Below are 13421 nucleotides of genomic sequence, written 5' to 3'. Positions count from 1 at the left end.
AGCTCAGCTGCCCGGGTACTGGACGTCGAGCCACTCTCTGATCGCGGCCGCGTCCGGCTTGATCGGCGGGTAGACGAGCACGACCTGCGTTCTCGCGTCGGTTCTGCCCTCCATCGCCGCGCCGAGCAGGTTGAAGGCCGCGACGGCGAAGTCGTACGGCGGGTAGCCGCCCTCGGCCTTGTACGGCGTGTTCGGGTCGCCCAGCTCTCTCATCACCGGCGCGGAGCCGTCGACGGAGGCGAGCACGCCCCAGTCGGCGTCGTACTTCCCCGCCGCCTTCAGCGCCTGCACGGTGCCGAGCGAGGAGTCGTTGTTGATGCCGAAGATGACGTTGACGTCGGGGTTGCCCTGGATCAGGTCGGTCGCGGCGGGAGCGGCCTTGTCGAGCGTGCCGCCGCCGTCGACGCTGGCGCCGACCTTGGCCGTCGGCACCTGCGACAGGAAGCCCTTCACGAAGCCGTTTCTGCGGTCCTGCACCTGCGGCAGCTCGGGCAGGTCGACGACACCGATGACGGCCTGTCTGTCGCCGAACTTCTCGTTCCAGTAGGCGCCGGCGTTGCAGCCGACGATCTGCGAGCCGAGGTAGTCGTCGGCGAAGACGCGCGGCACCTCCTGCTCGCGCGGCTGCACGTTGTACGTGACGACCTTCGCGCCGGAGCCGGTCAGGCGTCTGATCTGCGGGACGGAGGCGTCGGAGTCCAGCGGCGCGAAGGCGACCGCGTCGGGCTTGTCGGCGCTGATGTCCTCGACGACCTTCTGCACGCCGCTGGCGTCGAACTTGCCGTCGTAGGTCTTGAGGTCGAAGCCGTATCTGCTCGCGAACGACTTCCAGTGGTCCTGGATCGCGAGGAAGAACGGCTGGCCGAGGCCCATCGAGGTCCAGCTGACGCGCTTGCCTCTCAAGGGGCTGTCGGCCGGCTCGGCGAGCCAGTCGCCGGGCGCCGAGTCGTAGCCGGTGAAGCCGGCGACCGATCTCGGGATGTCCGCGATCACGGACGGGTCCTTCGGCTCGCAGACTCTGTCGGAGAAGGTCCGCGCCGCGATCTCGGTCGCGTCGCCGCCTCCGCCGCCGGCGGTCGTCGCCGCGGCGGTGCCGGCGCCGCTCGACGCGCTCGTGGAGCCGTCGTCGTCGCTGCTGCTGCCGCATCCGGCGGCGCCTGCCGTGGCGACGCATGCAAGGGTCGTCGCGAGCAGTGCGCGGGCCACCCGCCCGCGCTGGATCCGTCCGTCCATCTGCCTCTCCTCCATCTCAGTGGCCCGGTGGTAGTACCACCCTACGTGTGGACCGTTGGTCATGTCAAGTCCTGCGCCCGGATCGCCCGCCGTGACGGGCGATCCGGGGTGCTGCGAGGGGCGCTAGGCGCCCGTGTGGAACGCCTGCAGCTCTTCCAGGAAGGCCCAGCCGTCGCCGTTGCCGGCGTCGAAGCGGACCCGCAGCGCGGTCGTGCTCAGCGGCGCGAAGCGGAACGTCCGCTGCTCCTCACCGGTCGCTCTGCTCGGCACGACCCAGCCCGTCACCGGGTTGGGCTGGCCGTTGGTCGGCGCGACGTCTCTCCAGGTCGCGCCGTCGAGGTACTGCAGGGTCAGTCTCGGCTGCGTCCGCGCGGCCGTCGTCAGATAGGAGACGACCGGCATCCGCAGGACGACCTTGTCGATCGTTCTCGCGCTCGCCCACGTCACCTGGACGGTGTCGGGGAAGACGTTCTGCGTGCCGTCGTTCCAGTAGCCGAGCGCCTCCTCGACGTGACCGTCGTTGACGCCGCCGGCCGGATACGCCCCAGAGGAGTGGGTGCTCGACGCGCTCGCCGTCGCGCTCAGCGCGAGGTTCGGCCCGTCGACCTGATCGATCCCGGCCAGCGGGGTCGTCGCGCTCGCGACATACTGCCCGACGCCGACGTAGCCGAGCGCGGCGTTGGAGGCCTCCCACGGCCCGACCTCTCTGAAGTACGTCACGAGGTCGATCGCCGTCTGCCGCGCGAGGCCCCTGTCGACGCGGTCGAGCGCGACGATCAGCCAGCCGACCGGCGTCGCCCAGAAGGCGCCGTTCTGGTAGGTCCCGAGCGGGTAGCTGGCGAGCACGTTGTTCCAGTACTCGCCCGCCGGCAGGTGGCGCAGCTGGCCGTTCTCGACGACGCCCTCGTAGTTGCTCTTGAGCCAGTTCGCGATCGCGTCGGCCTGCGTGCTCGTCGTGACGCCGAGCGCGACCGCGTAGGCGCTGCCCCAGACGTCGATCTGGTTGGTCGTCAGCGAGGAGGCGAGGAACATCCCGCTCGCTCTGTCGTAGAGCGTCTGCAGGCCGACTCTGACCGCGGAGGCCTTCGCCGCCCACGTCGCCGACGCTCTCGCGTCGCCGGCGGCGGCGTACAGCTCGGCGAGGTTGCCGGCCGCCTCCCACCACAGCAGCGAGGAGAACAGCTCGTCGCCGTGCTTGCCGATCGTGTCGGTGAAGCCGTACGGCGAGTGCTGGTTTCTCGGGTCGATCCAGACGAGGCTGTTGGTCGCGTCCCAGCCGACCTGCGCCATCCCTCTCTCCAGCTGCGACGCGTATCTGGTGAAGAGCGTCAGGTCGCCGCTGTACTTCCAGTACTCGTGCGCGGCCTGCACGAGGAACTGCGGGTTGTCGGTCGGCGGCTCGCTCCCGATCACGTTGAAGACGGCGGTGCCGTCGCCCTGCACGCGGTCGGGGATCGCGCCGTCGCTGGAACGCTGTCTGTTGACGAGGTAGATGAAGTTCGCGCGCGCGTCGGCGGCGCCGACGCCCTGCGGCCGGCCCTCGAGCATGTACTGCCAGTCGCGCACCCACAGCGCGTTGTAGGCGGCGGTGCCGTCGGGCGTGTAGATGCGCGTGCCGTCGAAGGCGGTCTTGCGCGAGCCCTCCTCCAGCCGCGTCGCCTCGCCGCGCAGCCAGTCGGCCGCGCGGTCGTAGTCGCCGAGCTGGGTCGCGTCGTAGGCCTCCAGCTCCTCCAGGAACGACCAGCCGTCGCTGTTGCCGCCGTCGTAGAGGACGCGGATTGCGGTCGTTCTGAGCGGGGCGAAGTAGTACGGGCGGACCTGGTCGCCGGTGGCGGTCGTCGGCGTGACCCAGTCGACCGCCGGGTTGGGCTGGCCGTTGGTCGCTCTGATCGCCTGCCAGGCGCTGCCGTCCCAGTACTGGAGCGTCAGTCTCGCCATCGTCCGCTGGCCGGCGGTCAGGCTGCGGGCCGGCAGCCGCAGGACGACCTTGCCGATCTGCTGCGCGCTCGGCCAGCTGACCTGGACCCAGTCGGGGAAGACGTTCTGCGTCGCGTCGTTCCAGTAGCCGCCGGTCGTCTGGCGTCTGCCGTCGTTGACGGCCGCGACCGGATAGCCGCCGAGCGCGCTCGACGCGCTGGCGGTGCCGCTCAGCGCGAGGTTCGGCGGCTCGGCCGCATGCGCGCCCGGCGCGGCGGCGAGTGCGAGTGCGGCGCTCGCGAGCGCGCATGCAGCAGCGACCCGGCGACACGCGCCAGGCCACGCGGGGACGGACATCCCGTGGCTCCCTTCGTCGATGCCGCGATCTCTCCTCACGCTCACCCGGCCAGGCGCGGCCCTATGGTCGGGTGGTAGGACCACTCTAAATTGAGCGGACGAGCGGTGTCAAGGGCCTGCCTCTGCCAGAGCCTCACCTCATCCCCGTGAAGTTGCTGGTCCCAGAGACCAGCAACTTCACGCGGATCAGACCGCGGCCGGCGCGCCCGCGCCGCCGCGCACGCCGGCGCGTCTCCACGCCGCCAGGCCCAGCAGCGCCGCCAGCAGGCAGCCGATCGCGCCGATGCCGAGGCCGGCGCGAGCGCCGAGCCAGCCCATCGCCCAGCCGACGAGCGGGCCGCCGATCGGCGTCGAGCCCTGGAAGGCGACGAACCACAGCGACATCACGCGGCCTCGCATCGCCGGGTCGGCCTCCAATTGCAGCGTCGCGTTGCCGGTCGACATGAACTGCACCATCGCCCAGCCGACGAGCGCCAGCGCCACCAGCGCCAGCGGCAGGCTCGGCGCCAGCGCCGCGAGCACCATCACGACGCCGAACAGCGCGGCGGCGCGGGTCAGCGACGGCAGCCCGGTGCTGCCGCGCGTCGCGACCCACAGCCCGCCGCCGACCGCGCCGGCGCCCATCGCCGCCGTCATCAGGCCGAAGCCCTCGGCGCCGGCGTCGAGCGGGCCCTTCGCCAGCACCGGCAGCGTCACCTGGAACTCGTACGTCAGCACGCCGGCGATCGCCATCATCAGCAGCGGCACGGCCAGCTGCGGATCGCTCGCGACGTAGCGCAGGCCCTCGCGCAACTGGCCCTTCGCGCGGACGATCGGCGGGCTCGGATCGAGCGCGGTCGCGTCCAGTCGCAGCAGCGAGCCGACGACGAAGACGAAGCTGACGGCGTTGAGCAGGAAGCAGACGCCGACGCCGACGGTCGCGATCAGCACGCCGCCGACCGCCGGCCCGATCACGCGCGCGACGTTGACGAGCGTCGAGTTGAGGCTGACCGCGTTGCGGAGGCTGTCGCGGCCGACCAGCTCCAGCATGAACGACTGCCGCGCCGGGTTCTCGAAGGCGTTGTTGAGGCCGAGCAGCAGCGCCAGCGCGGCGACCATCCACAGTCTCGCGACGCCGCTCAGCGCCAGCAGCCCGAGCGCCGCCGCCTGCAGGCCCATCGCGGTCTGCAGCGCGATCATCAGCCGTCGCTTGTCGACGCGGTCGGCGACGACGCCGCCGTAGGGGCCGAGCAGCAGCACCGGCAGCGTCTGCAGGCCGATCACGATCCCGAGCGCGGAGCTGGAGTCGCTCAGCGTCAGCACCAGCCACGACTGCGCCGTCATCTGCATCCAGGTGCCGACGAGCGACAGCGACTGGCCGCGCAGGTAGCGGCGGTAGTTCGGTATCGACAGCGCCGGGAAGGCGGCAGCGGCGCGGGTGCGGAGCGCGAGCGCGCTCATCGGCGCTCCCGCGCGCGGCGGGCGCCCTCTCGCGGCGCGCTCATCGGCGCCGCTCGGCGAGCTGCTCGCCGAGCTGGTCGAGCACCGGCAGCGCCGCTTCCAGCGCGGCGAGCTGCTGCGGGTCCAGCCGCTCCAGCTCGCGGCCGAGCGTCTGCGCCCGCTCGCGCTGGATCCGCTCGCGCAGCGCGACGCCGTCGCCGGTGGCGGCGGCGACGGCGGCGCGGCGGTCGGCCGGGTCGGGCGCGCGCGTCAGCAGCCCGCGCCGCTCCAGCTCTGCGACGACGCGCGAGAGCATCGTCGGGTTGAGGTCCTCCAGCTCGGCCAGCCGCTTGAGCCCGAGCGGCCCGCGCCGCACGACCATGAAGAGGACCGAGATCTGCGTCGGCGTCAGCTCATGGCCGGCGGCGGTGTCGCGCAGCCGCCGCGACAGCCGCCCGAGCGAGAGGCGCAACTGCGCTGCGAGGTCGGAGGTCGATGCGGGGTTCGAGGTGTCACTCATGCCAAAACACTTGCTTGCCGGCAAGCATTCTAGCGCGCGACGGGGACCTTCGGACGTTCGACCCCCTCAGCGGGGTGCGGACGTCCGCTGCTCAGAGCGTCGCGGCGGCGCTGCAGACCTCGCCGGACGGGCTGACGGCGCGCGCGGAGATGCGGTCGCTGCTGCCGCTGCCGCGGGCGAGCTTGCGCTCGACGCTGAAGGAGCCGGAGGGCGCGCGCGTGGTCGCGCTGGTCGAGACGACGACGCGGCCGTTGCGGCGCAGCTGGACGCCCCAGGTGACGCCGTTGCGGTTCTGGTCGACCTCGAACTCGGCCTCGATGCGGCCGTCGTCGTGCTTGACCTTCAGCTTGCTGGTCGAGCGGCCGTCGCAGCGGCCCGCGACGCGCTTCTCGTCGCGGTCGCGATCGCGCCGGCCGCCGTTGTCGTCGCCCTGCTCCTGACGCCCGCCGCGGTCATCGCCGGGGCCGTCGTCGGCGCCGTGCTTGGCGAGCGCGACGGCGGGGGTCGCCGCAGTCGCGGCGAGGACCGCGCCGAGGACCATGTATCTACCGAACTTGAAGGGCATGTCGTGAACTCCTGTGGCCGGGAAGCAGTGACGGTCATGCTGCGCCCGCGCCGGTCGGGTTCTCAATGGGACTTAGGTCCCATCGCCGTGCGCGCTGACCGCCGGAGCGGCAAGATGGAGCGCGTGTTCCTGCGCTTCATGCTCGGCAGCCTGGCGGCGCTCGTGGTGGTCGTCGGCGGCGGCTTCCTCGCGCTGCGGCAGATAGCGATCGACGAGGCCGAGCACGACACGCGCGAACGGGTCGAGGCGGCCGGGCGCGTGGTCGAGGCGGCGGGGCTGAGCGACGGCGTGCTGACCGGCGACAGAGCGGCGCTGCGGAGACTCGACGACCTCGTGCTCGGGCAGGTGCTGACCGGCTCGGTCGTGCGCGTGAAGCTGTGGACCAAGGACGGCAGCGTCCTCTACTCCGACGTCCCGCAGCTGATCGGCAGAAGATTCGTGCTCGGCGCGGACGAGCGCGAGCTGTTCGAGCACGGCGGCTCGGAGGCCGAGCTGAGCGACCTGTCGCGGCCGGAGAACAGGTACGAGCGGCCGGAGGGCAAGCTGCTGGAGGCGCACACGACGATCCGCACGCCGAACGGCACGCAGGTGCTGTTCGAGATCTACCAGCGCTTCAGCTCGATCAGCGCCGACCGCTCGCGGCTGCTGCGCGCCTTCGCGCCGGCGCTGCTCGGCGGGCTGGTCGTGCTGCTGCTGTTCCAGCTGCCGTTCGCGTGGTCGCTGCAACGGCGCCTGCAGCGCGACCACCGTGAGCGCGAGGCGCTGCTCTCCAGCGCGATCGAGGCCTCCGCGCGCGAGCGCGGCCAGATCGCCGCCGACCTCCACGACGGCGTCGTGCAGGACCTCGCCGGCGTCGCCTTCGGCCTCGCGCCGCTGGCAGCCGAGGCGCGCGCCCGCGGCGACGCCGACGACGCCGACGTGCTCGACGACGCGACCGCGCGGCTGCGCCAGGGCGTCCGCGACCTGCGCACGCTGCTGGTCGAGATCCATCCGCCCAACCTCGACGCGGCCGGGCTGGAGGTGGCGTTGAGCGACCTGCTGAGCCCGTTCGCGGCCGCGGGCCTGACGACGTCGCTCGACGTCGAGGAAGAGGCCGCCTCGCCCGGCGCCGAGCCTGCCGCGCTGCTCTACCGGACGGCGCGCGAGGCGGTCCGCAACGCGCTCCAGCACGGCGCGCCGAGACGGGTCGAGATCGCGCTCACGCGGCCGGCGAACGGGCGCGTGCGACTGCGCGTGTCCGACGACGGCAGCGGTTTCGACGCGCAGACGCGCGAGCGCAGCGCGGCCGCCGGCCACGTCGGCCTGACGCTGCTGGAGGGGCTCGCCGAGCGGGCCGGGGGAAGACTGGACGTGCGCTCCGCGCCGGGCGCCGGAACCGCCGTCGAACTGGAGCTGCCGACATGATCCGCGTCCTGCTGGCCGACGACCACGGGGTGATCCGCGACGGCCTCGGGCGGCTGATCGGCGCGCTCGACGGGATCGAGCTGGTCGGCGTCGCCTCCGACGGCGCCGAGGCGCTGGAGCAGACCTTGAAGGTCGAGCCCGACGTCGTCCTGATGGATCTGGAGATGCCGGTGATGGACGGGATCGAGGCGACCCGCCGGATCCTCGCCGAGCGCCCCTCGACGGCCGTGCTGGTGCTGACCTCGTTCTCCGACCGCCCGCGGATCGTCGGCGCGCTGGAGGCCGGCGCCTGCGGCTACCTGCTCAAGGACGTCGAGGCCGAGCAGGTCGCGGAGGGCATCCGCGCCGCCGCGCGCGGCGAGTCCCCGCTCGACCCGCGCGCCGCCCGCACGATCCTCACCGCCCGCTCCGCCCCCGACCCGCTCGCGGCCCTCTCGGCGCGCGAGCGCGAGGTGCTCGAGCTGCTCGTCGAGGGCCTCCCGAACAAGCTGATCGCCCGCCGCCTGGAGATCAGCGAGAAGACCGTCAAGTCGCACCTGACCAGCATCTTCCGCGCGCTCGACGTGACCGACCGCACCCAGGCGGCGCTGTGGGCCGAGCGCCACGGGCTGGGGCGCTCCTCCTAGCCGCCGAGCGTCGCGGTCGCGCGGCAGCTGAGGCCGCGCGGGCCAGTCGCGAGCGCTGAGATCTCGTCGGCGCCGGCGTAGTCGGGGAGGGTGCGGCGCAGGCGCGCCTCGCCGCCGCCGCCGGCGCGGATCGTGCCGCGCCAGGAGACGCGCCGCTCGTGCACGAGCGCGACGCGCCAGCGGTCGCCGCGGCTGCGGCCCTTGATCCGCAGCTCGACCCGGATCGCGCCGTCGTCGCCCTTCAGCCGCAGCTCGGCGGAGGCGCCGCGGCCGCAGACGCCGTTCGCGCGCGCCTCGCCGCCGCCACCGCGGGCGTGAGCGGCGGAGGCGGTCGCGAGCAGAAGCGCGAGCACGAGGGCGGCGAGGAGGCGATGCATCGAGCTCCAACCCTGGCGCGGACCGCGTCCGCCTCGCAATGGGACTTTCGTCGCAGCAGCCGCCGCGAGCCGCGCCCGATCGCGGTACACTGGCGTACCAGCCAGTTCCCGAGCCAGTCCGAGAGAGCCAGCGAGGAGCGACCGACCGATGAGCCCGAGCAGAGGGATGCCGCCCGGCCCGCGGATGCCGAAGGCGCTGCAGACGGTGGGCATGTTGACCCGCCAGCGCCCGTTCCTGGAGCGCAACCGGCGCCGCTACGGGCCGATCTTCTCGGTCAACATGGCCGGCCTCGGGCGGCTCGTCGTGCTCTCGGACCCGGACCTGATCAAGCAGGTCTTCATGGCCGACCCGAAGACGCTCCACGCCGGCAGCCAGAGCCCGCTGCGCAAGGTGCTCGGCAACAACTCGCTGCTCGGGATCGACGAGGAGCAGCACATGGAGCAGCGCAAGCTGCTGCTGCCGCCGTTCAAGGGCCAGCGGATGAGAGCGTACGAGCCGCAGATCGAGGCGATCGCGCGCGAGCAGATCGCGCTGTGGCCCGAGGACGTCGAGTTCGCGACCGCCGAGGCGATGCAGAGAATCACGTTGAAGGCGATATTGCAGACCGTCTTCGGCGCCTCCGGCGAGCGGATGGCGCGGCTGGAGCAGCTGCTGCCGCGCTGGACCGAGCTGGGCCAGAGCCTCTCGCGCTTCCCGCGGCTGCAGAGAGACTGGGGACCGCTCAGCCCGTGGGGCCGCTTCCTGCGCCTGCGCGCGCAGGTCGACGCGATCCTCGACGACCTCATCCACGACGCGCGCACCGACCCGCAGGTCGCCGCGCGCCAGGACGTGCTCGCGCTGATGGTCCAGGCGCGCCACGGCGACGGCAGCGAGCTGACCAACGAGGAGATCCGCGACCAGCTCGTGACGATGCTCGCCGCCGGCCACGAGACGACCGCGCACACGCTCGCGTGGGCGGTCGAGCGGCTGCGCCGCCACCCGGCGGTCCTCGCCCGCCTCGTCGAGGAGGCCGACGCCGGCGGCAGAGCGCTGCGCGAGGCGACGATCCGCGAGGTCCAGCGGATGCGACCGGTGATCGCCTTCGCCGGCCGCCACACGCGCAGACCGTACGAGGTCGGCGGCTACACGCTGCCGAAGGGCGTGCTGATCGGCCTCAGCGCCGGCCTCACGCACTACGACCCGCGGCTCTTCCCCAACCCGGACGTGTTCGACCCCGACCGCTTCCTCAACGCCCGTCCCGAGACCTACTCGTGGATCCCCTTCGGCGGCGGCATCCGCCGCTGCATCGGCGCGACCTTCGCGCACATGGAGCTGGACGTCGTGCTGCGCGTGCTGCTGAGCAACGTCGAGCTGCTGCCGACCCGCGCGCCTGACGAGCCGTGGCAGTTCCGCGGCGTCGCGTGGGCACCGGCCGGCGGCGGGATGGCGCGGATCCGCCGCCGCGCGCAGGTTCCCACGCAAGCGCCCGCGCTTTCGTTAGTCTGATTAACGGAGCGCAGGGGGCGCAGGGGCTGCCGCCTGCGAGATCGACGGAGGAGGGGAACCCCGTGCCTGACCCACGCCTGCGCGCGCGGCGAATCGTCGCCGCGCTCATCGCGCTGATCGTGCTCGCGACCGCCGCACCGGCGCTCGCGCACGCCGACGGCGTCACCGTGATGACGCGCAACCTCTATCTCGGCGGCGACATCATGCGCCCGCTGGAGGCGATACAGGGCCTGCCGCCGGAGCAGCAGGGCCCGGCGTTCGTCGCCGCCAACACGACCCTGCGCGCGATCGTCGACCAGACGAGCTTCCCACTGCGGTCGAGACGGCTCGCGCTGGAGATCGCAGCGACGCAGCCGGACCTGATCGGCCTGCAGGAGGTCGCGCTGTGGCGTCACGGACCGCTCGACGGCACGCCCGCGACGACCGTCGACTACGACTTCCTCACCACGCTCGTGAGCGACCTCGCGGCGATCGGCGTCAGATACGAGGTCGTCCACGCGCAGCAGGAGTCCGACGTCTCCGGCCCGGCCGTGCTCGGCGGCTCGCTGCAGAACGTGCGGCTGACGATGCGGGACGCGATCCTGCGCCGCGTCGGCAGCGGCGTGACCGTCAGCGCCAGCGGCGGCGGCAACTACGTGACGCGGATCCCGCTCGTCGTCGCCGGCCAGAGACTGGAGTTCATCCGCGGCTACGACTGGGCGGACGTGAGCGCGGACGGCCGTGCCTTCCGCTTCGTCAACACCCATCTCGAGTCGGTCTCCTCCGACGTCGCCTACGCGCAGGCGGCGGAGCTGCTCGCCGGCCCGGCCGCGCCGACCGGCAGGCCGACCGTCGTCGTCTGCGACTGCAACTCCGACCCGCTCGACACGAGCAGAAAGCCGGGCGAGTCGAGAGCGCACCAGGACCCGTACCTGCTGATCACCGGCGCCGGCGGCTTTACTGACCAGTGGCTCAGATTCGCGCCCGCCGCGCTCGGCTTCACGTCCGGGCTGAGCGAGCTGGTGAACGACTCGCCGGCCGCCGCCGCGGCCGCCTTCAACCACCGCATCGACATGGTCTTCGGCCGCGCCGCGAACGGCAGATCGCTGCCGGTGCAGTGGGGCTGGGTGACCGGTCGCAACCCGCTCAACCGGACCCCGGCGACGCCGATCGGGCGGCTGTGGCCGTCCGACCACGCGGGCGTCGTGCTGCGGCTGCGGCCGTAAGGCGAGGGACGGCTCTGCCGAACGGCCGAGGTGGCTCGGCCGTTCGGCGCTGGTCGCGACGGCGCGGCTGCGCGACGGTGGCCGCATGCGCCCATCGATCCTCACCAGCGCCGTCGTCGCCGCGCTGCTGCCCGCACTGCCGCTGAGCGCGGCCGCGACCGCGCAGCAGCCCGTCGCCGCGACCGCGAGAGCCAAGGCCAGAGCGAAGCCGAAGAAGCCGAAGCCGAAGCCGGCGAAGAGAAAGCCGCCGGCGAACAGAAGAGCGCAGAGAAGAGCCGCGCCGACGCCCGAGCAGAGACTCCCGCGCGACCCGCCGAGAAAGGGCCTGCGCTACTCCGTCAGCGGCACGATCACCGTCACCGGGACGATCAGAACGAAGTGCGCCGGGCTCGGCGACAAGGGCGAGATCACGGAGACCGCGACGACCTTCACCGAGTACAGCTTCAGCGGCAGCGGCACGCCCGGCGGCGACGGCACGCTGACGACGAGATCGCGCAGGAGAGTCGTGCTCGACCGGCAGGTCGTCGACGTCGAGTACCTGAAGCCGAGCCACGTCGACGGCGACTGGATGACCAGCGGAACCAACAGAGGCGGCTTCGGCGACGTCGTCTTCCTCAGCAGGGGCCAGCTGGTCGCCGACCTGCAGCCGGCGATCAGCGAGCGCCGCCGGGCCACGACGCTGCGCCCGGCGCCGGGCGCGAGCGCCCCGGTCAGCTTCGGCGGCAAGCCGGTCAGAGAGGAGTACGAGGTCGGCGTCGGCTGCTTCTCCGGCTCCAGCGAGACGCTCGTGACCGGCACGCTGGACGTCACCCACGAGGGCTGAGGCGGCGCGCCTCACCCACCCCGGGTGAGGCGGTGTCACCCCGCTGGCAGCGAGCCTCGCGCGGTCGTCACGATCGAAAGGACCGTCACATGGCCACCCTCTCCGTCTGGAGATTCGACACCGCCGCCGGCGCCGAGGGCGCCGTCGCGACGTTGCAGCAGCTGCAGAAGCAGGAGCTGATCCAACTCCACGACGCCGCCACCGTCACGTGGGAGGAGGGCAGGAAGAAGCCGAAGACCCGCCACCTCGCCGACCTGACCGGCGAGGGCGCGCTCGGCGGCGCCTTCTGGGGCTTCCTCTTCGGCTTGATCTTCTTCGTGCCGCTGCTGGGGCTGGCGGTCGGGGCGGCGGCTGGCGCGCTCGGCGGCTCGCTCGCCAACGTCGGCATCGACAAGGACTTCATCGAGAGAGTCCGCGCCGAGATCAGACCGGGCAGATCGGCCCTCTTCGTGCTCACCTCCGGCGCCGTCGTCGACCGCGTCCGCGACGCCTTCCAGGGCACGCATGCGGAGCTGATCCAGACGAACCTGTCCGCGAGCGACGAGCAGGCGCTGCGCGACTCGTTCGCGCCGGAGGGCTAGGCCGCCGCGCTCGACTACGCTGCCGCGATGGCCTTCACCCCGTTCCATCGCGGCGGCAGCGGTGAGCCGCTGGTCGCCCTCCACGGCTTCACCGACACGTGGCGCACCTGGGAGCTGGTGCTGCCGGCGCTGGAGGCGCAGCACGAGGTGCTGGCGCCGGCGCTGCCCGGCCACGCAGGCGGGCCGCCGCTGCCGCAGCCGCTGACGATCGACTTCGCCGCCGATGCCGTCGAGCGGCTGATGGACGAGGCCGGCTGGGAGACGGCGCACATCGTCGGCAACTCGCTCGGCGGCTGGCTGACGCTGGAGCTGGCCGCGCGCGGCCGGGCGCGCACCGCGGTCGCGCTGGCGCCGGCCGGCGGCTGGGCCGAGGGCGACGACTCCTACCTCGCGACGCTCGACCACTTCACCGAGATGAAGGCGCTGCTGGCGCAGATCGCGCCGCACGCCGACGCGATCGCGGCGACCGAGGACGGCCGCCGCCAGGCGCTCGCGCTCGTCGCCGAGCACTGGCAGCACGTGCCGGCCGAGCTGGTCGCGCACATGATCCGCGGCGTCGACGCCTGCGACGCGGTCGCGCCGCTGATCGAGCTGGCGCGCGCGGGCGGCTGGCCGCTGGACCAGTCGCGGATCGCCTGCCCGCTGCGGATCGTCTGGGGCCACGAGGACAAGATCCTCGCCTGGCCGACGGCGGCCGCCCGCTACCGCGAGGGGCTGCCGCAGGCCGACTGGGTCGAGCTGGACGGTGTCGGCCACTGCCCCCAGCTCGACGTGCCGCTGGAGGCGGCGCAGCTGATCCTCGGCTTCACCCGCTGAGGATCGCGCCGCGCCGCCGGGCGCGTCCTAGTAGTCGATCCGCCGGTAGTAGCGGCGGGTGGTGAGCGGGTGGTCGCGCAGGACCTCGAGGT

Annotated in this window: 13 protein-coding genes; 7 read left to right on the top strand and 6 right to left on the bottom strand. The window is 72.8% G+C overall.

Going from position 1 to position 13421, the window contains the following annotated elements:
- Window positions 1-3: 3 nt before the first annotated feature.
- The 5 genes from Q7L73_RS20640 to Q7L73_RS20620 form a co-directional block, all read right to left on the bottom strand.
- Window positions 4-1233, bottom strand: a complete 1230-nt coding sequence (locus Q7L73_RS20640) for a sugar ABC transporter substrate-binding protein (RefSeq protein WP_304691642.1) — start codon at window positions 1231-1233, stop codon at window positions 4-6.
- A 123-nt stretch (window positions 1234-1356) separates the two neighbouring features.
- Window positions 1357-3507 carry a hypothetical protein gene (locus tag Q7L73_RS20635; RefSeq protein WP_304691643.1) on the bottom strand — a complete coding sequence of 717 codons (2151 nt, stop codon included), beginning with the start codon at window positions 3505-3507 and terminating at the stop codon, window positions 1357-1359.
- Between the two features lie 186 nt (window positions 3508-3693).
- Window positions 3694-4947 carry an MFS transporter gene (locus Q7L73_RS20630; protein WP_304691644.1) on the bottom strand — a complete coding sequence of 418 codons (1254 nt, stop codon included), beginning with the start codon at window positions 4945-4947 and terminating at the stop codon, window positions 3694-3696.
- Between the two features lie 40 nt (window positions 4948-4987).
- Window positions 4988-5446 (bottom strand): MarR family winged helix-turn-helix transcriptional regulator, encoded by a 459-nt coding sequence (locus Q7L73_RS20625; protein ID WP_304691645.1) that lies wholly within the window; start codon window positions 5444-5446, stop codon window positions 4988-4990.
- A gap of 91 nt (window positions 5447-5537) precedes the next feature.
- A complete protein-coding gene (locus tag Q7L73_RS20620) occupies window positions 5538-6011 on the bottom strand; it encodes a hypothetical protein (protein WP_304691646.1) in 474 nt (157 codons plus the stop codon).
- Between the two features lie 114 nt (window positions 6012-6125).
- On the opposite strand from Q7L73_RS20620, the gene Q7L73_RS20615 reads away from it, so the two are divergent.
- Both Q7L73_RS20615 and Q7L73_RS20610 read left to right on the top strand, forming a co-directional pair.
- Window positions 6126-7415, top strand: coding sequence for a sensor histidine kinase (locus Q7L73_RS20615; RefSeq protein WP_304691647.1), 1290 nt, complete (start codon window positions 6126-6128; stop codon window positions 7413-7415).
- A complete protein-coding gene (locus tag Q7L73_RS20610; protein ID WP_304691649.1) occupies window positions 7412-8041 on the top strand; it encodes a response regulator transcription factor in 630 nt (209 codons plus the stop codon). The genes Q7L73_RS20615 and Q7L73_RS20610 overlap by 4 nt, the downstream gene beginning before the upstream one ends.
- On the opposite strand, the gene Q7L73_RS20605 is transcribed toward Q7L73_RS20610, so the two are convergent.
- Window positions 8038-8418, bottom strand: coding sequence for a hypothetical protein (locus tag Q7L73_RS20605; protein WP_304691650.1), 381 nt, complete (start codon window positions 8416-8418; stop codon window positions 8038-8040). The two genes, Q7L73_RS20610 and Q7L73_RS20605, sit on opposite strands and share 4 nt — an antisense overlap.
- A gap of 148 nt (window positions 8419-8566) precedes the next feature.
- Here Q7L73_RS20605 and Q7L73_RS20600 point away from each other — a divergent pair, with 148 nt between their 5' ends.
- From Q7L73_RS20600 to Q7L73_RS20580, 5 genes are all read left to right on the top strand, one after another.
- Window positions 8567-9904 (top strand): cytochrome P450, encoded by a 1338-nt coding sequence (locus tag Q7L73_RS20600; RefSeq protein ID WP_304691651.1) that lies wholly within the window; start codon window positions 8567-8569, stop codon window positions 9902-9904.
- Between the two features lie 62 nt (window positions 9905-9966).
- A complete protein-coding gene (locus Q7L73_RS20595) occupies window positions 9967-11109 on the top strand; it encodes an endonuclease/exonuclease/phosphatase family protein (protein ID WP_304691652.1) in 1143 nt (380 codons plus the stop codon).
- A gap of 85 nt (window positions 11110-11194) precedes the next feature.
- Entirely contained in the window at window positions 11195-11932 is a 738-nt protein-coding gene (locus Q7L73_RS20590) for a hypothetical protein (protein WP_304691653.1), read from the top strand.
- Between the two features lie 89 nt (window positions 11933-12021).
- Window positions 12022-12513 (top strand): DUF1269 domain-containing protein, encoded by a 492-nt coding sequence (locus tag Q7L73_RS20585; RefSeq protein WP_304691654.1) that lies wholly within the window; start codon window positions 12022-12024, stop codon window positions 12511-12513.
- A 27-nt stretch (window positions 12514-12540) separates the two neighbouring features.
- On the top strand, window positions 12541-13329 hold the full coding sequence (locus Q7L73_RS20580; protein ID WP_304691655.1) for an alpha/beta fold hydrolase: 789 nt from the start codon (window positions 12541-12543) through the stop codon (window positions 13327-13329).
- Window positions 13330-13421 lie beyond the last annotated feature (92 nt).

The sequence above is a fragment of the Conexibacter sp. CPCC 205762 genome (assembly GCF_030646155.1).
GTDB lineage: Bacteria > Actinomycetota > Thermoleophilia > Solirubrobacterales > Solirubrobacteraceae > Conexibacter.
The sequence above is the reverse complement of the archived record's forward strand: the minus strand, read 5'-3'. Positions and strand labels throughout refer to the sequence as shown.